The sequence below is a fragment of the Kitasatospora cystarginea genome (assembly GCF_039533515.1).
Taxonomy (GTDB): domain Bacteria; phylum Actinomycetota; class Actinomycetes; order Streptomycetales; family Streptomycetaceae; genus Kitasatospora; species Kitasatospora cystarginea.
The window spans coordinates 265617-285194 of sequence record NZ_BAAATR010000003.1 but is presented as its reverse complement, the minus strand read 5'-3'; the positions used below and the strand labels follow the sequence as shown (position 1 = coordinate 285194).

General features: G+C 71.4%; 16 protein-coding genes and 1 tRNA gene. 11 read left to right on the top strand and 6 right to left on the bottom strand.

What is annotated here, in order from left to right; all coding sequences use genetic code 11:
- Window positions 1–95 precede the first annotated feature (95 nt).
- From ABD369_RS05170 to ABD369_RS05155, 4 genes are all read left to right on the top strand, one after another.
- Window positions 96–488, top strand: a complete 393-nt coding sequence (locus tag ABD369_RS05170) for a PPOX class F420-dependent oxidoreductase (protein WP_344634988.1) — start codon at window positions 96–98, stop codon at window positions 486–488.
- A 95-nt stretch (window positions 489–583) separates the two neighbouring features.
- Window positions 584–1978 carry a cysteine--tRNA ligase gene (cysS, locus tag ABD369_RS05165; RefSeq protein WP_344634987.1) on the top strand — a complete coding sequence of 465 codons (1395 nt, stop codon included), beginning with the start codon at window positions 584–586 and terminating at the stop codon, window positions 1976–1978.
- Between the two features lie 164 nt (window positions 1979–2142).
- Window positions 2143–3135 carry a 23S rRNA (guanosine(2251)-2'-O)-methyltransferase RlmB gene (gene rlmB / locus ABD369_RS05160; protein WP_344634986.1) on the top strand — a complete coding sequence of 331 codons (993 nt, stop codon included), beginning with the start codon at window positions 2143–2145 and terminating at the stop codon, window positions 3133–3135.
- A 150-nt stretch (window positions 3136–3285) separates the two neighbouring features.
- Complete coding sequence (locus tag ABD369_RS05155; protein ID WP_344634985.1) at window positions 3286–5073, top strand: DoxX family membrane protein; 1788 nt, start codon at window positions 3286–3288, stop codon at window positions 5071–5073.
- A gap of 138 nt (window positions 5074–5211) precedes the next feature.
- Here ABD369_RS05155 and ABD369_RS05150 read toward each other — a convergent pair whose 3' ends face one another.
- The 3 genes from ABD369_RS05150 to ABD369_RS05140 all read right to left on the bottom strand — a co-directional run bounded on the left by ABD369_RS05150 (window position 5212) and on the right by ABD369_RS05140 (window position 7772).
- Window positions 5212–5961, bottom strand: a complete 750-nt coding sequence (locus ABD369_RS05150) for a nucleotidyltransferase family protein (RefSeq protein WP_344634984.1) — start codon at window positions 5959–5961, stop codon at window positions 5212–5214.
- Window positions 5962–6060: 99 nt separating this feature from the next.
- On the bottom strand, window positions 6061–6498 hold the full coding sequence (locus ABD369_RS05145; protein ID WP_344634983.1) for a peptidylprolyl isomerase: 438 nt from the start codon (window positions 6496–6498) through the stop codon (window positions 6061–6063).
- A 182-nt stretch (window positions 6499–6680) separates the two neighbouring features.
- On the bottom strand, window positions 6681–7772 hold the full coding sequence (locus ABD369_RS05140; protein ID WP_344634982.1) for an ABC transporter ATP-binding protein: 1092 nt from the start codon (window positions 7770–7772) through the stop codon (window positions 6681–6683).
- A 297-nt stretch (window positions 7773–8069) separates the two neighbouring features.
- On the opposite strand from ABD369_RS05140, the gene ABD369_RS05135 reads away from it, so the two are divergent.
- A tRNA-Thr gene (locus tag ABD369_RS05135) sits at window positions 8070–8143 on the top strand.
- Between the two features lie 1560 nt (window positions 8144–9703).
- Window positions 9704–10930, top strand: coding sequence for an FAD-dependent oxidoreductase (locus ABD369_RS05130; protein WP_344634981.1), 1227 nt, complete (start codon window positions 9704–9706; stop codon window positions 10928–10930).
- A gap of 179 nt (window positions 10931–11109) precedes the next feature.
- Here the strand turns inward: ABD369_RS05130 and ABD369_RS05125 are convergent, their stop codons facing one another.
- Together ABD369_RS05125 and ABD369_RS05120 are read right to left on the bottom strand one after the other, a co-directional pair.
- Window positions 11110–11733, bottom strand: a complete 624-nt coding sequence (locus ABD369_RS05125) for a TetR/AcrR family transcriptional regulator (protein WP_344634980.1) — start codon at window positions 11731–11733, stop codon at window positions 11110–11112.
- Between the two features lie 155 nt (window positions 11734–11888).
- The gene (locus ABD369_RS05120) at window positions 11889–12425 is read right to left on the bottom strand and encodes a DUF6197 family protein (protein ID WP_344634979.1); all 537 of its coding nucleotides are present in this window, start codon (window positions 12423–12425) and stop codon (window positions 11889–11891) included.
- Window positions 12426–12633: 208 nt separating this feature from the next.
- Here ABD369_RS05120 and ABD369_RS05115 point away from each other — a divergent pair, with 208 nt between their 5' ends.
- The 4 genes from ABD369_RS05115 to ABD369_RS05100 all read left to right on the top strand — a co-directional run bounded on the left by ABD369_RS05115 (window position 12634) and on the right by ABD369_RS05100 (window position 16787).
- On the top strand, window positions 12634–12867 hold the full coding sequence (locus ABD369_RS05115) for a hypothetical protein (RefSeq protein ID WP_344634978.1): 234 nt from the start codon (window positions 12634–12636) through the stop codon (window positions 12865–12867).
- 392 nt (window positions 12868–13259) lie between these two features.
- Window positions 13260–14687 carry a family 2B encapsulin nanocompartment shell protein gene (locus ABD369_RS05110; RefSeq protein WP_344634977.1) on the top strand — a complete coding sequence of 476 codons (1428 nt, stop codon included), beginning with the start codon at window positions 13260–13262 and terminating at the stop codon, window positions 14685–14687.
- Window positions 14688–14877: 190 nt separating this feature from the next.
- Window positions 14878–15927: a family 2 encapsulin nanocompartment cargo protein polyprenyl transferase gene (locus ABD369_RS05105; RefSeq protein ID WP_344634976.1), complete on the top strand. Its 1050-nt coding sequence runs from the start codon at window positions 14878–14880 to the stop codon at window positions 15925–15927.
- 101 nt (window positions 15928–16028) lie between these two features.
- On the top strand, window positions 16029–16787 hold the full coding sequence (locus tag ABD369_RS05100; RefSeq protein WP_344634975.1) for a bestrophin-like domain: 759 nt from the start codon (window positions 16029–16031) through the stop codon (window positions 16785–16787).
- 149 nt (window positions 16788–16936) lie between these two features.
- Here the strand turns inward: ABD369_RS05100 and ABD369_RS05095 are convergent, their stop codons facing one another.
- Window positions 16937–17947 (bottom strand): NAD-dependent epimerase/dehydratase family protein, encoded by a 1011-nt coding sequence (locus ABD369_RS05095; RefSeq protein WP_344634974.1) that lies wholly within the window; start codon window positions 17945–17947, stop codon window positions 16937–16939.
- Between the two features lie 271 nt (window positions 17948–18218).
- Between ABD369_RS05095 and ABD369_RS05090 the strand changes: the two genes are divergently transcribed.
- Entirely contained in the window at window positions 18219–19541 is a 1323-nt protein-coding gene (locus ABD369_RS05090) for a DUF1254 domain-containing protein (RefSeq protein WP_344634973.1), read from the top strand.
- The last annotated feature ends 37 nt before the right edge of the window (window positions 19542–19578 follow it).

The window sequence follows — 19578 nt, the reverse complement described above, 5'->3', positions numbered from 1 at the left end:
CAACCCTCCTGTACGGCAAGAGAGTCGATAGCGTGGGCGGGCGGCGGATCGCCGCCCGCCCGACCGTTCACCGCACCAGAGGAGAGGTCCGACTCATGGCCGCAGAACTTCCCGACCAGGCAAAGGCGCTGCTCGACGGCAAGGCCTTCGCGGTGGTGACCACCCTGCTGCCCGACGGTAGCCCGCAGTCGTCCGTCGTCTGGGTGAAGCGGGACGGCGACGACGTCCTGTTCTCCACCGTCGAAGGCCGCCGGAAGCACCTCAACCTGGTCCGGGACCCGCGGGTCTCCGTCGTGGTCAACCCGCCGGAGCAGCCCTACACCTACGTCGAACTGCGCGGCGAGGCGGCCCTGAGCCGGGAGGGCGCCCGGGAGCTGATCAACGAGCTGGCCCACAAGTACATGGGCAAGGACTACGACATGGACGGTCCCGACGACGTCCGGGTGGTGGTCCGGATCAAGCCCCGCAAGGTGGTCGGCCGCTTCTGAGTCCGGCGGCGATCGGCGTGGACCCGACGAAGAAGTGGGCATCGGGTCCCGTAAAGGTGGCGGGGCACCCCCCGCCGCCCACTACGCTTGACGCTGTGAGCCTTCGCCTGTACGACACCAGCACCCGCCAGGTACGCGACTTCGTCCCGCTTGTACCGGGCTGTGTCTCGATGTACCTGTGTGGGGCGACCGTCCAGGCGGCCCCGCACATCGGACACATCCGGTCCAACCTCAACTTCGACGTGATGCGCCGGTGGTTCACCTACCGCGGCTACCAGGTCACCTTCGTCCGCAACGTCACGGACATCGACGACAAGGTGATCAAGAAGGAGCGCGAGCTCGGCACCCCGTGGTTCGAGATCGCGTACACCAACGAGCGTGCCTTCAACGAGGGTTACGCCGAGCTGGGTTGCCTGCCGCCCTCGGTCGAGCCCCGGGCCACCGGACACGTCCCCGAGATGATCGAGATGATGCGGAAGCTCATCGCGAAGGGGCACGCGTACGAGTCCGAGGGCAACGTCTACTTCGCGGTCGGCACCTTCCCGCAGTACCTCGGGCTGTCCAACCAGCGGTTGGAGAACCTGCTGCAGCCCGAGAGCGAGGGCGAGACCGGCAAGCGGGACCCGCGCGACTTCGCGATGTGGAAGGCGGCCAAGCCGGGGGAGCCCAGCTGGGACACTCCGTGGGGCCGGGGTCGCCCGGGCTGGCACCTGGAGTGCTCGGCCATGGCGCACAAGTACCTGGGCAAGGCCTTCGACATCCACGGCGGCGGGCTCGACCTGATCTTCCCGCACCACGAGAACGAGATCGCCCAGTCCCGCGCCTTCGGCGACGACTTCGCCAACTTCTGGGTGCACAACGCCTGGGTCACCATGAGCGGCGAGAAGATGAGCAAGTCGCTCGGCAACTCGGTGCTGATCTCCGAGATGGTCCAGCGCTGGCGGCCGATCGTGCTCCGCTACTACCTGGCCGCCCCGCACTACCGCTCGATGATCGAGTACAGCGAGGAGTCGATCCGCGAGGCGGAGACCGGCTTCGGGCGGATCGAGGGCTTCATCGAGCGCGCGGTCGAGCGCTGCGGCCGGGTGGACGCCGCGCCCGAGGTGCCGCTGGCCTTCGCCGAGGCGATGGATGACGACCTCGGGGTGCCGCAGGCGCTCGCGGTCGTGCACACTGCAGTCCGGCAAGGCAACAGCGCGCTCACCGCGGACGACAAGGAGAGCGCGGTGGCGCGTCTCGCCGAGGTCCGTGCGATGCTCGGAGTGCTGGGTCTCGACCCGCTCGACGAGCACTGGGCCGGGGCCGACCGGGGCGACGACCTCCACGGCGTGGTGGACTCGCTGGTCCAGCTGGTGCTGGAGCAGCGGCAGGCGGCCCGGGCTCGCAAGGACTTCGCCACGGCGGACGCCATCCGCGACCAGCTCTCGCAGGCGGGCCTCACCATTGAGGACACCCCGTCCGGCCCGCGCTGGATCATCAACAACCAGTAACCCCTTGGGCGCCTGGGCGCCCAAGGGGTGAGGGTGGGCCGTTCCGGACCGGTGCGGCCCTCCCTCCTTGTCCGGCAGCGGGCGGGGAGGGGCCCACATGACGCAGAGCATGCCGCGGGCGGGAATCGGCCGCCCGGCATGACGGACAGACAGGAAGTACAGCCATGGCCGGCAACAGCCAGCGCAGGAACCGCCGCAACCCCGGATCCAAGAAGGGCGCGAGTGTCGGGACCGGCGGCCACAGCCGGAGGGCGCTCCAGGGCAAGGGCCCGACCCCGCCCGGTGAGGCCCGCAAGGGCCACCCCAAGCAGCGTGCCGCCAACGCCGCGCTGAAGCGCGAGCGGGACGCCAAGGCGCGCGCCGGCATGCGCCGCGCCGGAGCCGGCGGCCGGGGCGGGCGCGGTGGCGCGGGCGCGGCCGAGCTGGTGGTCGGCCGCAACTCGGTGGTCGAGGCGCTGCAGGGCGGCGTCCCGGCCAACGCGCTGTACGTGATGCAGTTCATCGACACCGACGACCGCGTCCGCGAGGCCTTCCAGGCCGCCAACGAGCGCGGCATCCCGCTGATGGAGGCCCCGCGTCCGCAGCTGGACCAGATGACCGGTGGGCTCAACCACCAGGGTCTGGTGCTCCAGGTCCCGCCGTACGAGTACGCGCACCCCGAGGACCTGCTGGAGGAGGCCGCCAATCTCGGCCAGGACGCGCTGATCATGGCGCTGGACGGGGTCACCGACTCCCGCAACCTCGGTGCCGTGGTCCGTTCCGCCGCCGCCTTCGGCGCGCACGGCGTGGTCATTCCCGAGCGCCGGGCCGCCGGCATGACGGCCGGCGCCTGGAAGACCTCCTCCGGTGCGGCGGCGCGGCTGCAAGTCGCCCGGGCCACCAACCTCACCCGGGCCCTGGAGGCCTACCAGAAGGCCGGCCTGATGGTCGTCGGCCTGGCCGCCGACGGCGAGGCCGAGATCGGCGACCTGGACGTGCTCACCGGCCCGGTCGTGATCGTCGCGGGCAGCGAGGGCCGCGGCCTGTCCCGGCTGGTCGCCGAGACCTGCGACATCCGGGTGCGGATCCCGATGCCGGGTGAGACCGAGTCGCTGAACGCCGGTGTCGCCGCGGGCATCGTGCTGTACGAGGCCGCGCGGCTGCGCGCCAAGCGCTGACCGACGTCGCCGGTTCTCGACCGGCGACTTTGTGACCGTCAACCGATCGGGCCTGACCGGGCCCGATCGGTTTGCGCATGATCACTTCAATCACCGCCAGGAATCCACCCGGGAGAGTGTCCTAAGTGGCTGTCACCCGGTTAGACGGGTGTGGACACCAGAACACCTCGGCGCCCGAGGCAGGGCGGCACGGCTGGGATAGACGACGAGCCCAGCCTCAACACGGTCAAGGTGCCGTCCGATCCGGCCAGGCTGAGCAGCACCCAGGCCAGCTTCCGGGTACGGCTCACCACCCCGGTGGCCTCGCTGATCGAGTCCCCGGCGGATGCGGCTTTCGGCAACCCGTACGGCACGCAGAGCCTCGGCGACAGGCCGCTGGTCACCCCGCACGTGGTGGTGGACGGTTCGGCGTTCGCGGCGGCGCTGACGGGTGTCGGTGCGGTCGGCACCGCCGGGTCGTCGGTCGGTTCGGTTGGTACGCCCGTGCGGCGCAAGGGCCGGGTCACCGCCGTCACCTGGAGCGGACAGGCCGCGCCGGGCGACCTGGCGGCGACCCAACTGCTGGACGCAGTCCGCCTCAACACCGTGCCCGCCCCGGCCGCCGCGCCCGGCAGCGGCCCGGCCCCGCTCGGGGTGGAGGACACCCAGCGACTGGAGCCGTTCCCGCCCTCCGGGCCGTACCGGGACCCGTACGGGCAGCCCGAGCAGTACGGGCAGGCGGTGCCGAAGCAGCCGGGCTCGCCCGAGGGCCGCGGCCGCGCCGGTGGCTCGTACGGGGCCTCCGCGCAGTCTCCGGGCATGCGGATGCGGCCCCCGTGGACGCCCGGTGGTGAGCTGCCCGAGGTCAGTCACCCGGTCGGCGGGGAGAACCGGCACGCCTGGTACCCGGGCCGGAAGGTCGACCTCGGCCTGGTGCTGCTGCCGCTGCGCGTGCTGCTCGGCTCGCTCTCGGTCTACGCCGGCTTCAGCAAGCTCTGCGACCCGGTGTACTTCGACGGCGGCCAGCGCGGCTCGATGATGCGCTGGCTCGGCTCGCTCCACCCCTGGAAGGTGGCGCAGCCGCTGCTCGACTTCGCCATGGCGCATCCCGTCGGGTCCGGGCTCGGCGTGGCGTTCACCGAGGTCGTGGTGGGCGTCCTGTCGATCCTCGGGCTCTGGCAGCGGCTCGCGGCCGGAGCGGCGATGGTGCTCTCCGCGGTCCTGCTGTTCACCGTCAGCTGGCGGGCCGTCCCGGTCTACGACGCACCCGACCTGATCTTCCTGGCCGCCTGGAGCCCACTGCTGATCGCCGGTGCCCCGTTCGGCTCCCTGGACGGCCGGATCGCGCTGGAGGCGTGGCGCCGGTACGGCTCCGATGCCCCGGCCGTGCTGCGCCGCCGGATCCTGCGCTGCGGTGCCGTGGTGACCACCCTGGTGATCGGGACGACCCTGCTGCTCGGCTCCGTGCTGGGCGCGGCGGTCCGTACCAGCGGCCGGCCCGTCCCCGGTCCGGCCACGCCGTCGCCCGACTACGGAACGCCGGTGTGGCCCGGCAACGGGCCGTCCTCGGGGCCGGTCTCCCCGGTCATGCCGGCGCCGGTGCCGGCGCCCGTGTCCAGCTCTGCCGCCTCGGCCTCGCGGTCCCCGTCGTCCACCCCCTCGTCCACGGCGGCCTCCCCGTCCGCCTCCTCCAGCAGGAGCGGGAAGACGCACAGCGCGAGGCCGGACCGGAGCTCGGCCGGCGGCGAGGGCGCGGGCACCGGGTCGGGTTCCAGCAGTGGCGCGGGCAGCCGCAGCGGGAGTTCGCCCGGCTCGGGTTCCGGCGCGGGCGGGTCCACCCCGAAGCCGGCCTCCTCGAGCGGCGGCCTGCTCGGCGGGGTCCTGGGCAGCGGACCGCTCCCCGCGCTCGGCATGAACGGCGCGCACTACGGCGTCAGGCCGGGCGGCACCACCGTCTGACGGTACGGCTGCTCCCGGTCACGACTGCCGGGCCCCCTCCGATCGGAAGGGGCCCGGCAGTCTCCGTTTCCCGGGCCTTCCCGGGGCTTCGGGAGGAGGCACCGCTCGCCGTGCCGGGCCGAGGCTGCCGTCTGCGACTCACCCGCCCGAGGAGAGCTCCCTGGCGGCCTCGGTGAGGTCCTTCACGGTGTCGATGGCCCGCCAGTAGCAGCCCTGCGGCAGCTGGTACCCCGCGAGCCGCCCGCTGCGGGCGAGCTGCGGGAAGGTGGTGCGCTCGTGGTCGCCGACGTCCGGGAGCAGCTCGTGGAACTCCGGCCCGAAGACGTACAGGCCGGCGTTGATCAGGAACGGGGAAGGCGGCGCCTCGATGAAGTCCAGTACGTTGCCGAACCGGTCGGTCTCCACGGTGCCCCACGGGATGCGCGGCCGGGCCAGCGCGAGGGTGGCGACGGCGTCGCGCTCATGGTGGAAGGCGGCCATGTCGCGGAGGCTGAAGCGGGTCCAGATGTCGCCGTTGGCGGCGTACCAGGGCGCGTCGGGGTGGGGCAGCGCCTTCGAGGCGTACTTCAGGCCGCCGCCGCGTCCGAGCGGCTCCGCCTCCACGACCGTGCAGACGTCCAACGGCAGGTCAGCCTTGTCCAGCCACTCCTGGAGCACCCCGGCCAGGTGCCCGCAGGAGATCACCACGTCGGTGACACCCTCGGTGGCTAGCCAGGTCAGCTGGTGCCCGACGATCGGTACTCCGGTTCCGGGGATCTCGACCAGCGGCTTCGGGCGGTCGTCGGTGTACGGGCGCAGCCGGGAACCCTGGCCGCCGGCCAGGATGACGGCCTGGGTCACGGCCTGCGGGACCACCCGCGGGGCGGAGCGGGACGCCGGGGCGGTCACGGCGAGAACGGTGCGGGGACGGTCATGCCGAGAACGATAAGGTCCCCGGCCGGTGCCGGGGAGCCCAGCGGCGGCAATCGGCGGCCCCGGCCGCCGGGGTCAGCCGGCCGCGCCCGCCGCGAACGAGCCGTCGCAGACCGGGCGGGCGAAGGAGCGGGCCCGCTGGACGTCGCCCTGGTACTTGCGGACGGCGGCGCGCCCGAGGTCCGCGGCGAGGTTGCTGCAGTACGGGGTGAGGGACGGCTTCTCGCGCATGGTGCGTTCCAGCAGGTCGAGCGCCGTGCCCGGGTTGTGGTTGCGGAGCTCGTCCATCAGGTCGGCGCGGAGGGCGTCCTGCGGGGAGAGCCCTTCGGTGCCGGTGGTCGTGGTGCTGCGGCCGATGGTGCCGTCGCCGCTGGACGCCGCGACCACCTGCTGGTCCAGCCTGGTCGGCTGGGCCCAGGGGACATGGGTCACGGCGAGGGTCCCGGTGGTCACCAGGATCACGGGAAGGGTGAGGGCGACGGTCTGGCCGATACGGCGCACGAGCTGTTTCACGCTCAGGAGAGTAGCGCTCGGTGAGTCATGGGTTGCACTCCGTTACACCAATGAGTGACGCGTGTCCCGGTTCGTCCGTACGGCGTGTTGACGCGAAGGTGGCGCGCAGAGCGGACGGGTCGCGTGCAAGCCAATGCGTGAGCCCCCGGCGGACACCGTCCGCCGGGGGCTCACGCGGTTGCTCAGGAGCTCAGGCGCTCGCCTGTGCTGCTGGAGAAGACGTGCGCCTCGCCACCGGTCGGGACCACGTGGATGGTCTCGCCCTTCTGCGGGACCTGGCGGCCGTGCACGCGCACGACGATGTCCCGGTCCGCGCCTCCGATCTTGGTGGTGCCGTAGACGAAGCCGTCCGCGCCGAGTTCCTCGACCACGTTGACGGTGACCGCGACGCCCTCGATGCCGCCCGCCGGGACGATCTCGAAGTGCTCCGGCCGGATGCCGACGGTCACGGTCTTGTCGCTGCCCGCGCCGGCCAGGTCCTCACGCGAGATGTTGACGACCGAGCCGCCGAACTTCACACCGCCGTCCACCAACGGAACCTCGACCAGGTTCATCGCCGGGGAGCCGATGAAGCCGGCCACGAAGACGTTGGCGGGCCTGTCGTACATCGCCCGGGGGGTGTCGACCTGCTGCAGCAGGCCGTCCTTGAGCACCGCGACCCGGTCGCCCATGGTCATGGCCTCGGTCTGGTCGTGGGTCACGTACACGGTGGTGATGCCCAGGCGGCGCTGCAGGCCGGCGATCTGGGTGCGGGTGGAGACGCGCAGCTTGGCGTCCAGGTTGGACAGCGGCTCGTCCATCAGGAAGACCTGCGGCTCGCGGACGATCGCGCGGCCCATCGCGACACGCTGGCGCTGACCGCCGGAGAGCGCCTTCGGCTTGCGGTCCAGGTACTGGGTGAGGTCGAGGATCTTCGCGGCCTCCTCGACCTTGGTGCGGATCACGTCCTTGCTGACGCCCGCGATCTTGAGCGCGAAGCCCATGTTGTCGGCGACGGTCATGTGCGGGTACAGCGCGTAGTTCTGGAACACCATCGCGATGTCCCGGTCCTTCGGCGGCAGGTGGGTGACGTCCCTGTCACCGATCCGGATGGCGCCGCCGTTGACGTCCTCCAAGCCCGCCAGCATCCGCAGGCTGGTCGACTTGCCGCAGCCGGACGGGCCGACCAGCACGAGGAACTCGCCGTCCTCGATGTGCAGGTCCAGCGCGTCGACGGCCGGCTTGGTCCCGCCCGGGTAGAGGCGGGTCGCCTTGTCGTACGTCACAGAAGCCATGACTGTGCTCTCCTTCACCGGCAGGAACGTGCCGGACGATCCGAGTAAAGGGTTGGGTTGTCCTGCCGCCACCCCGCCGCCAGTGGTCTGAACCAGCCGACGGGATTCGACTCCGGGCGACGCTACCCGCCGGTTCACCCGCTGTCAGCCCCCCACAGCGCCCGATTTCGGCATCGATCCGATCACAACCGGGACAGCCCGGTCATACCGGTCACCTTGATATCCGCCACCACCACGGCCCCCCGTCCCGGTAGACTGCCCCTGGTGCCGCCGTGGTCCGCCGCGGACGGCCACCGTGCCTCCTTAGCTCAGCTGGCCAGAGCACCGCTCTTGTAAAGCGGGGGTCGTCGGTTCGAACCCGACAGGGGGCTCTCCGCTTGAAACCCTGCAGCACGCACGGAAGGGCCGGTTCACGAGGGTGATCCTCGGGAACCGGCCCTTCGTCGTTGTCCGAGCGGTGCAGTTCGTCGGGACGGCCGTGCCACTGCCGTGCCGGAATCGGCCGGCGGATCCTCGCCGCCGAGCGCTCCGCGGATGGCTTCACCGAGCTTGTCGGCGATCCCGGTCGCGGTCGCTTGGTCGGGTCAGGCCACCGACTTCGCGGCTGGATGGTTCGGACGTGGGGCGCGAAGGCCCTCGGCGCGCAACGAGTAGGCGACGGCCGCGCTGTTGACGTGCGCGGTCGCGGGTGCGCTCTCAGTCGCAACCTGCGCAGCTTTCTGCCGAGAGCCGCGCACCTACGCCTTTCGGCACCCCAACGCCGCCATGACCTAGGGAGATTGCTTCATCACGTGCGGGCCCGTGGGCTGCGGAGCCTGGGGCCATCGTGAACTGTGAACGCCGAATAGGTCGCCGGGGAGGGGCCCCCTGTTCCAGGGGGGCTTACCGTGGTCGTGGGACTCGCTCGGCGATGGCTCGGCGGCAGCGTTCTGCCCGTTCGTGCCGTCCTTGCCGTCCTTGCCCTCCTTGCCCTCCCTGCCCTCGACGCCGTCTCGCCCTTCTCGCCCGTTCTGTCCGTCCTGTCCGTCCTTGCCGTCCTTCCCGTCCCTGCCTTGCAGGCCGTCGCGGCCGGCGGGGCCGGCCGGGCCGGAGGGGCCAGGCGGACCGGAGGGTCCGTGCACGATGTGCTCGCCCTGCAGATCGCCGATGCGCTGAGCCTGCAGATCGTCGATCTGCATTTGCTGGGAGACGAGCACGGCCAACTGCACGACGAGCGCGGCGATCAGTGATCCGCGGAGTACGAGGTGACGCCGCGACCTTCTTGGTGCTTCATTCACGCTGCTCACATGAACCCTCACGTTGTGTGATGGCGACAGTTTAAGTGATGAGGTGCCGAAGGGGGCGGATCTCCTCCCCGGGTTCCGCGGTTCGTGGGCGCACATGTGCGAAGTCGAAGCAATCTCCGCAGGTCGTGGCGGGTGCTGGGGTGTCGGTGGGCGTAGGTGCGCGACTCGGCGGGGAGCTGCGCGGGTTGCGGCTGGCGCGGCGCCGCGGTTACGGGGCTGGGTAACTTCCCGGCCCCGTTTGAGGTCGGGCGCCGCTTCAGCGGCCGGTTCATGTGGTCCATCGCCTCGCGCGGCCTCTCCTGCGCTGCGTGCGCTTTGGCCTCCGCCGTGACCGCGATCTGGTGGTGCCCGTCGGGCGCCGGGGGCGATGTCGGCGGCGGACGGGAGTGCCTCGCGCGGCCGCGTCAGGTGTCGTGCGGTCCGATCGGGAGGCGGCGTGCGGGGGGTGGGCGGTCGATTGTCGCTCGTGGCGGTGGGCCTGCCTGCAGTCGAAGGGTGTTGGTCCGGGGGGTGCGCCCGGTGTCGGCGTCCGGGTGGAGGCGCAGTCCCCGGTGCCCTGGCGTTCCCGCTAGCCGGTGCTAGCCTGACCGTGCGGTCAGTTGACTGACCGTTCGGTCAGAGCCTTGCTGCGAGGGGAGCGTGGACATGGAGCGGACGACGTGCTGTGTGGTGGGTGGTGGCCCGGCGGGGATGATGCTCGGACTGCTGCTGGCCAGGGCCGGAGTCGAGGTGACCGTGCTGGAGAAGCACGGGGACTTCCTGCGGGACTTCCGGGGCGACACCATCCACCCCTCCACCCTGCGACTGCTGGACGAACTCGGCCTCGGCCGCAGGTTCGCCCGACTTCCGGCCCGCAGGCTGGAGGAGATGCAGATGAACATCGGCGAACACACCGTCACCATGGCCGACTTCCGCTGGATCCCCGGCCCCCACAAGTACATCGCCATGGTCCCGCAGTGGGACTTCCTCAACCTGCTCGCCGAAGCCGCCGCCGAGGAGCCCTCGTTCACCCTGCGGATGCACACCGCGTTCACCGGCCTGTGCACCGAGCGTGGCCGGGTGACGGGCGTTCACTACGTCGACGAGGACGGGTCACCCGGCGAGCTCGCGGCCGACCTGGTGGTCGCCTGCGACGGCCGGGGCTCGGAGGTCCGCCGGGAGGCCGGGATGCGGCCCGACTGGTTCGAGGTGCCGATGGACGTCTGGCAGGTGCGGGTACCGGTCCTGCGGCCCGACCGCGACAAGGCGGGCCGGGTCTTCGGGCAGGTCCGCAGCGGGCGGGTCGCGGTCACCACGGACCGCGGCGACTACTACCAGACCTCGTACCTCATCCCCAAGGGCGGCGACACGGGGTTGCGGGCCCAGGGGATCCAGTGGTTCCGTGACGAGCTGGGCGAACTGTTCGGCTGGGGCGCCGAGGTGACGGACGCGATCGAGTCCTGGGAGGACGTCAAACTGCTGGAGGTGACGATGGGCCGGCTTCCGCGCTGGTACCGGGAGGGCCTGCTGTGCATCGGCGACGCCGCCCACACCATGTCCCCGGTCGGCGGTGTCGGGGTCAACCTCGCGGTGCAGGACGCCGTCGCGGCGGCCCGTATCCTCGCCGACCCGCTGCGCCGCGGCCGCGTCCGACTCGCCGACCTGGCGCGGGTGCAGAAGCGGCGCTGGCTGCCGATGGCCTTCATGCAGAAGACGCAGCTGGGCGACCACGACATGATGCACGGCCCAGCTCTCAGCGGAACGCTCGACACCGAGCGCCTGCCGGTTCCGATCCGCCTGATGCGGCGGGTGCCGGCGCTGCGCAGTGTGACGGGCTACCTCGGCGGCATCGGCATCCGCCCCGAACGTGCACCCGCCTTCGCGCGACGGTAGCCGCCGTGGCGGCGTGAGGGCCGTACCGCGCGGAAGGCGAGTGCGTCGCATCGGATCTGATGGCGGATCTGATGGCGTGTCGCAAATGGGAGCCCAAGCGCAGCGGGTGAGCGCGCGGTGAACTCGCTTGCCGGCGCGGCGGGCTGGCGGCGAGTCCCTCGCGCGCTGAAATGTGGTGGCTAGTCGCGCGGTCGGATGGCGTTGAGGGTGAAGGTCTCCAACTCGGCGGTGGCGGCGTCGAGATCGAGCTCGGGGTGGACCAGCCAGTGCGAGATGACGCTGTCGATCGCGCCGCCGATGGCCAGCGCCGTCACCTGGGTGTCGAACTCGCGCAGGCGGCCGGCTTGCTGGCCGGCGGCGAGCAGGGCGGCCAGCTCCTGCCAGCGGCCGCGGGTGTCATGTGAGCCGGGGTTCTTCAGCTGGGTGCCGCCTCGGTCGTCCAGCAGCATCTCGGTGATCACCCGGACATGGCGCCGGTTGGCCTGCTGGTAGCCGATCATCGCGCGCAGGTAGGCGATCACGGTGTCGAGCGGATCGGACTCCGCCGCCACCCGCTCCCGGACGTACCCGGTGAACTGCTCGAAGACGTGGTCGAGCGTCGCCTGGGTGACGTTGTCCTTGGAGGAGAAGTGGTACAGCACCGCCGACTTGGAGATGCCGGCCTCCTCGGCGATGGCCGAGAGCGAGGTCGCGGGGTAGCCGCGGGTGGAGATCAGGTCGATCGTGCACTCGATGATCTGGCGGCGGCGGGCCTCCTCGACGAAGGTCCGGGCCGCGGGGTCGGCGCTCCGGCGCGGGGCCATCGGCACCCCACCCCCTTCACGTTTCCCCGGTCCAGCGAACGACACCCGACCGTACACCGCCCGGGCGCGGCCTGGCGAAGTGGCGCGTCCGGCTCGGTGGAGCGGCGGTGCCCCGGAACGTCGGCCGGCCGGGGCGGGCCCGGAGGCCCGCCCCGCTAGATGCCCAGGCCGGACGCCCGGCTCGCGGCCCGGTCGAGCAGCCGGTGGACGTCGGCCTGGCGGGTGGTCGGGGCGTCGTTGTACTCGTCGGGGGAGGCCACCGGATGCCCGGTGCCGTGCAGCACCTCCATCACCTGGACGCGGCCGCGGCGGGCGTGGTCCGGTGTGCCGTACCCGTGGGCGAGTACCGCCGCCTGCGCGCCGAGCAGGCAGACCCGTCCGGCCTCGTCCCACATCGCGCCCTGGAGCCAGCCGTGGAAGGCGATGTAGTGGGAGGTGAGCCGCAGATGGTCGGCCACGGTGACCGGGACCGGGCGGGGCGGACGGCGGGCGATCCGGTCCAGCAGGGTCGGCCGGGGCTCCGGGTGGCCGGCGTTCCAGGGCCGGCGGACGCTCCCGAGGGCGCAGACGTACGGGACGGCGGTGCGCGCGGGGGTCGGCAGGGAAGCCAGGTACGCCTCGATCTCGGCGATCAGGCCGGAATCGTCGAGAGTGAGTAAGAACTGCTGCGGGGCTCGGGTGAGAAGCGGCATGGCGGACTCCAATGAAAGGGTTTGTACCTATTTGCCCTTCCGTTGATAGCGCGGCGGCCGTTCTCGGCGCCGGAGGCGCGCACCGGATGCAGTCGTCGTGTCGGCGGCCGTACCGTGGACGGGGGTCCGGGCGGACTCGGGTCCGGCCGGACGGGATCCCGCAGGACGGGGAACCGATCGGACAGGGGGCCGACTGTAGGAGGGCTCGATGCCTGGTTCCATGACGATTGGCCACACCGACGCGCTGGTGATGCTCAGCCATGCCGATGCCGAGCGGCTGTCGACGACGCTGCGGGAGGTCTCGCACCTGCTGGAGGTGCACAGCCCCGACCGGCTCACCGACGCGCAGGTCGCCGCCCTGTGCGAGGGGCAGCTGCACCACCGCGAGGAGCTCGCCGGATGGTGCCGGAGCGTTTCGGAGTACCTGAGGGACCACCTGTAGGGGCATCTGCGGGAGTGCCGGCGGGCGGGTCCGCGCTGGCAGGGCTGCGCCGGCAGTCGGTGCAGGCGGCAGGCGGACTCGGGCGGACAGGCGTACGTAGGCAGGCGTACGCAGGCGGGTGTGCGCCGACGGTCGGGGTGGCGGTGGGTTCGCTGCCCCGGCCGTTCGGGTACGACTGTTCGATCTTCGCTCGCGGCTCCCCGATGCCCTGACGTGCTGAATTGCCGCCGACTCTATGAGGCGGCCGATCGGCTAATTGAACAGGTGAACCAGTCGTACTAATTTGGCACCTATTCCCGCCACTCGAAAGAGTGATTGCGAATGACTCCGGTTGGGCGCAGCATGTGTGCAGTAAAGCGATACTTCATGCGCTCATGCGGAGGCTCTCTCTAATGACGACCGAAACAAATCTCGGTATTCCCGCTCAGAGCGGCCAGCCGCAGGACCGGCAGCAGACCAGCCTGACCACCGCCGGCGCGCGGAATCTGGCTACGACCACCAAGTCCGAGCCGCAGATGCAGGGCATCAGCTCCCGCTGGCTGCTCAAGATGCTGCCGTGGGTGCAGGTTTCCGGTGGTACCTACCGGGTGAACCGCCGGCTGAGCTATGCGGTGGGGCGCGGCCGGGTGAGCTTTGTGAAGACCGGCGCGGAGGTCAGGGTCGTCCCGCCGTCGCTGCGCGAGGTGCCCGTGCTGCGGGGCCTCGGGGACGACACGGTGCTGGAGGAGCTGGCCGGCCGGTTCGTCCAGCGGGACTTCGCGGCGGGCGAGGTGCTCGTCGAGGCAGGCCAGCCGATCGACGAGGTCTTCCTGATCGCGCACGGCAAGGTGAACAGGATCGGCAACGGCAAGTACGGTGAGACCACCGTGCTCGGCGTGCTGGCCGACGGTGACCACCTCGGCGACGAGGCCGTCCACCAGGCCGACGCGCTCTGGGAGTACTCGGTCAAGGCCGCCACCGCCGGTACGGCGCTCGTACTGCCCTGGGCCGCGTTCCAGCAGTTGGTGAACCGCTCCGAGGCGCTGCGCGACCAGATCGCCGCCTACCTGGCCGACGCGCAGCAGTCGCAGAACAAGCACGGCGAGGCCGAGATCGAGCTGGCTGCGGGCCACGAGGGCGAGATCGAGCTCCCCGCCACGTACGTGGACTACGAGCTCGCTCCGCGCGAGTACGAGCTGAGCGTCGCCCAGACGGTGCTCCAGGTCCACAGCCGGGTGGCCGATCTCTACAACCAGCCGATGAACCAGATCGAGCAGCAGCTGCGGCTGACCATCGAGGCGCTCCGTGAGTGCCAGGAGCACGAGTTGATCAACAACCGCGAATTCGGCCTGCTGCAGAACGCCGAGTACGGCCAGCGGATCCAGACCCACTCCGGCCCGCCCACCCCGGACGACATGGACGATCTGCTCAGCCGCCGCCGGGGCACCAAGATGTTCCTCGCCCACCCGAAGGCGATCGCCGCCTTCGGCCGGGAGTGCAGCAAGCGCGGCCTCTACCCGACGCCGACCGAGGTCCACGGTCAGCAGGTCCCGGCCTGGCGCGGTGTGCCGATCTTCTCCTGCAACAAGATCCCGATCGTGGACGGGCACACCAGCTCGATCATCGCGCTCCGTACCGGGGAGGACAACCAGGGCGTCGTCGGCCTGCACCAGACCGGAATTCCGGACGAGTACCAGCCGAGCCTCTCGGTGCGTTTCATGGGCATCAACGAGAAGGCGATCATCTCCTATCTGGTCAGTGCCTACTACTCGGCCGCCATTCTGGTTCCGGATGCGATCGGCGTACTGGAGAACGTTGATGTCGCGCGTCCGCGTGACTGATTCCGCCCGGTCGATTTCTGTCCGGTGCGGATCCTGACCGGAAAGCGGGGTGCGGTCGGTCGGATTTTGCGACCACGCCCCGCCTGACCGCCTGTATTGGAAAAGCCCCGACCGGGGTCGGGGGAGGGGCTGGGTAGGGCCTCGTGGAAGGCCCACCGAAAGAGCCCGACGATCCGGGGGAGGAACACACATGGGGATCTTCACACTCGACCGCGGCAGCCGGGAGGGCCACCAGGTCGCCGACGTGCTGGTCCGGACGCGGACGCTGGTCGACCCGGCGCTGCGCTCCGCGATCGGCACGCTGCCCGAGTCGATGCGCCGGATCGCCGGGTACCACTTCGGCTGGTGGGAGCCGGACGGTACGCCCGCGAACGCCGGTGCGGGCAAGGCGATCCGCCCGGCACTGGTGCTGGCAGCCGTACAGGCCCTCGGCCGCCGCCCGGCCGAGGCCGTCCGGGCGGCGGCGGCCGTCGAACTGGTGCACAACTTCACCCTGTTGCACGACGACGTCATCGATCGGGATCAGACCCGGCGCCACCGCCTCACCGCCTGGCGGGTGTTCGGCACCACCGAGGCCATCCTGGCCGGCGACGCGATGCACTCGCTCGCGCTGCGCACGCTCGCCGAGGACGACCACCCGGCCACCCCGGCGGCCGTCCGCCGGCTCGCCGACTGCGTCGTCGAGCTCTGCGCGGGCCAGCAGAGCGACTGCGCCTTCGAACGGCGTGACGACGTCTCGCTCGCCGAGTGCCTGACCATGGCCGAGGGCAAGACCGGGGCCCTGCTCGGCTGCGCCTGCGCGATCGGCGCGCTCTACGCCGGCGCCGACGACAACGCCACGCAGGCCCTGGACGCCTTCGGCCGGGAGATCGGCTTGGCCTTCCAGCTGATCGACGACCTGATCGGCATCTGGGGCGACCCGGCCGTCACCGGGAAGCCGGTCGGCGCCGATCTCGCCGCCCGGAAGAAGTCACTGCCGGTGGTCCACGCGCTCTCCTCCGGATCCGAGGAGGCGGCGGTGCTCGCCGAGCTCTACGCGCTCGAGAGGCCGCTGACGGCCGAGGAGTTGCTGGCCGCCGCGGCGGCGGTGGACGGCGCCGGCGGGCGGGCCTGGGCACAGACCGAGTCCTGTGAGCGGATGGCGGCCGCGATCGGCCACCTCTCCACAGCCGTCCCCGATCCGACCGCCGCCGACGACCTGCTGGCGCTGGCCGAACTGGTCACCCGCCGCAACCACTGAGGGCCCGTCCCCGACTCCGCGTCCGACCGCGCCCTTGCACCCAGAACCACCTCTGCACGTCCGCAGGTCCGCACAACCGCAAGGGCAGGGAAGCACAACGTATGAGTCTGTTGGACATCGGGATCCTGGTCGGCGTCCTGCTAGCCGTCTCGGCGGTGCTGTACCTGGTGCAACGCTTCATCCCGCACCCGGTACGCGAGGTTCACAACGATGTGGCGGGGTTCATCTTCGCCGCCGTGGGGGTGCTCTACGCAGTACTCCTGGCGTTCGTGGTGATCGCGGTCTGGGACAACAACGACGCGGCCCGCAAGACCACCTTCAAGGAGGCCGACTCGCTGGCGGGGATCTACTGGATCTCCCGCCAGCTGCCGGCTCCGCTCGGCCCGCAGCTGGAGAAGCACACCCTCGACTACGCCCAAACGGTCAAAGACAGCGAGTGGCCGCTGATGGCCCACCACGAGTCCCTTCCGGCCGCGACCGAACTCGTCTACCAGATGCGCGATGACGTCTTCGCGATCCAGGCGGGCAACGACCAGCAGCGGGTGCTCTACGACCACGCGGTCAGCCACTTGGAGAGCCTGGCCTCCGAGCGCCGCGCCCGGCTGAGCCAGGTGGACGAGGACGTGCCGCCGCTGCTCTGGGCGGCGCTGATCATCGGTGGTGTGCTGACGGTCGGCTTCACCTTCCTGTTCGGACTCTCCAACACCTTCTCGCACGCGCTGATGGTGCTGGCGCTCAGCGGGCTGGTGGTGATCTCACTGATCGTCATCAGGGAGATGGACTTCCCGTTCGCGGGGGTCACGGCGGTCAAGCCGACGGCGTTCGACGTCTTCCTGCAGCGCCTGCCTCCGCCGCGCTGACGGGCTCCCGCCAAGGGGGGAGGGGCACCGCGAAACCGGCCGGCTCCACAGCGGCCGGCCCACGCGGTGCCCCACCCCTCGGCCGGGTGCCCCGCCCCGTCCAGGCTTCCCCCGCCCCCGGCCGGGCGCCCGGAGCCCTCGGGCGGGGTTCAGCCCGCCGCCTGCTCCAACAGTCTGCGCTCCTTGGCCGGGTCGATCCCGAGCGGGACGCTGCCCTGGGTGTAGGGCTTGGTGCGGGGGCCACGCTCCTGGATCCAGGCCCAGGTGTCGCGGACGGACTCGGCGATCGGGCGGCAGTTCAGCCCGGCGGCCTGGGCCTTGGCGGTGTCGGCCAGCCAGATGCCCTGCCACTCGGGCAGGTCGGGGGTCCAGAGCGGCAGCTCGACCCAGGGAGTGACCTCGGCCGCCAGCAGTGCCTCGTCGTCGATCCAGACCAGCTCGGCCTTGCCGCCGGTGACCTCCACACAGGTGGCCAGCCACTCGCCCATGGTGGTCGACCCGGCCGGTGCAGTGGTCACGTACCGGCCGGAGGCCCCGCGCTCGACGAGGTCGAGCCCGAAGGCGGCGAAGTCCCGGGCGTCGATCAGTGCCATGGTCCGGTCGGGGCTGCCGGGCGCGGCCACCTTTCCGCCCCGGGTGATCCGCTCCAGCCACCAGGGCAGGCGGCCGACGTTCTCGTAAGGGCCGATCAGCAGGCCGCAGTTGAGGATCACCGAGCGCTCGGCGCCGAAGTGTTCCAGCAGTGCGCGCTCGCAGCCGGCCTTCAGCGCGTTGGCCGGGGGCTGGTCCGCCGGGGTGTCGGCCGGGCAGGGGTGGGTGGGGGAGTCCTCGCTGACCGGCAGCGCGGGCCAGTCGGCGAAGGCGTGGATGGAGGAGACGAAGCTGTAGCGGTCGGTGTGAGGCCGCAGCAGGCGGGCGGCGAGGGCGACCGCGGCGGGCTGCTGGCCGGCGGTGTCCACCACCGCGTCCCACCGCCGGCCGTCGACCAGCCGTTCCAGGTCGGCGGCCGAGTTGCGGTCGCCCCGGACGGCCTCGACGCCGTCCTGGTCGGCTCCGCTCAGGCCGCGGTTGAAGGTGGTGACGCGGTGGCCGCGGCGCAGCGCTTCGGTGACATAGGCGCGTCCGAGGAAGGACGTGCCGCCGAGTACGAGGATGTTCATACCGGCAAGACTGCACGTCACTACCCTTGCTGGGTACGGTCGTTCACTTCGAGCTGACTTTCGTTCACTCGTGGCGGAGTGCGGCGTGTCGTTCCGGTGGGCCGTGCTCGGCGCGCTCCTCCGTGCCTCCGGCGTGCCAAGGCTTCGGACCGCATCTAGCACCCACTTTGTGCGGTAATGTCCGAATAGCTCGCCGGTCGGCCAGCCGGTCATCGGCGTGACCCGGTGTGACCGGGCAGCGGTCCGGCCAGGCAGTGGGGAGTACGGCAGCATGGGCAACCCGGCACTCGTGGACCCGGCGACGATCAGGGAGACCGCCACCGAGGCGTGGATCTGGGGCTCCGCCCTGCTGGCGAACTACCGGACCATGTACCCGCAGGCCGTCGACGACGCGGACCCGCGTTTCGTCGGCGGTTTCGGCGTCTTCCGGCACTACCCGAACCCGTTCACCCCGGCGGACGTCGACCTGGTGGCGCCGAGCGCCGACACCCCGTACTCCTGCGCCTGGCTGGACCTGCGGGCCGAGCCGTGGGTGCTGGAGGTCCCGGCCACGGAGCGCTACTACGTCCTGGCGGTGCACGACCTGGACACCTCGTACGTCGGCTTCATCGGTTCCCGGACCACCGGACAGGCGGCGGGCCGCTACCTGATCGCGGGGCCGCACTTCACCGGGGACGCCAGAGCGGGCTTCGACGGCGTGCTGCGGGCGGACACCGAACTGGTCGGCATCCTCGGCCGCACCTACCTGGCGGGCCCGCAGGACCTGCCCGCGCTGCGGGAGCTCCAGGCGCAGTACTCGCTCAGACCGCTCAGCGCCCATCTCGGCACCGAGCCGCCGCCCGCCGCACCCGAGCCGCACTGGCCGGTCTGGCGGGACGACGAGGTGCTGGAGACGCTGGAGTTCTTCGTCCTGCTGGACTTCCTGCTCGGCTTCTTCCCGGTACTGCCCGCCGAGGCCGACCTGCGCAGCCGGCTGGCCGAACTCGGCGTCGGTGCAGGCGACTTCGAGTCGGCGGCGCTGCCGCTGGACGTCCGGGCGGCGATGCTGCGGGGCATCGCGGACGGCCGGGCCAGACTGGCGGCGGAGGCGGCCAAGGGCCTGGAGAGCACCGCCTGGTTCGGCACCCGGGCCCAGCTCGGCAGCGACTACCTGGCCCGCGCGGTGGGAGCCCAGCAGGGCAGGTACGGGCTGCCGGTCGAGGAGATCTGGTCCACCGACTGGCTCGCCGACGACCAGGGCAACCGCCCGCTGGACGCCGCCGAGGGCCGCTACACCCTGGACTTCCCGGCCGGGCAGCTCCCGCCGGCCAGGTTCTTGTGGTCCGTGACCATGTACCGGCTGCCCGACCGTCTGCTGGCGGTGAACCCGGCCGGCCGCTACTCGATCGGCGACCGCACCCCGGGCCTGGTGTACGGGGAGGACGGTTCGCTCAGCCTGGTCCTGCAGCACGAGCGGCCCGCCGAGCCGGACCGGGCGGCCAACTGGCTTCCGGCGCCCGCCGGTCCGTTCACCGTGGTGCTCCGGGTGTACGGACCCGAGCCGCCGGTGCTGGACGGTCGCTGGCAGCTGCCGCAGCTCAACCTCCGCGACTGACCGGGCAGCCGGCCGGCAGTACTGATCCGGAAGGGAG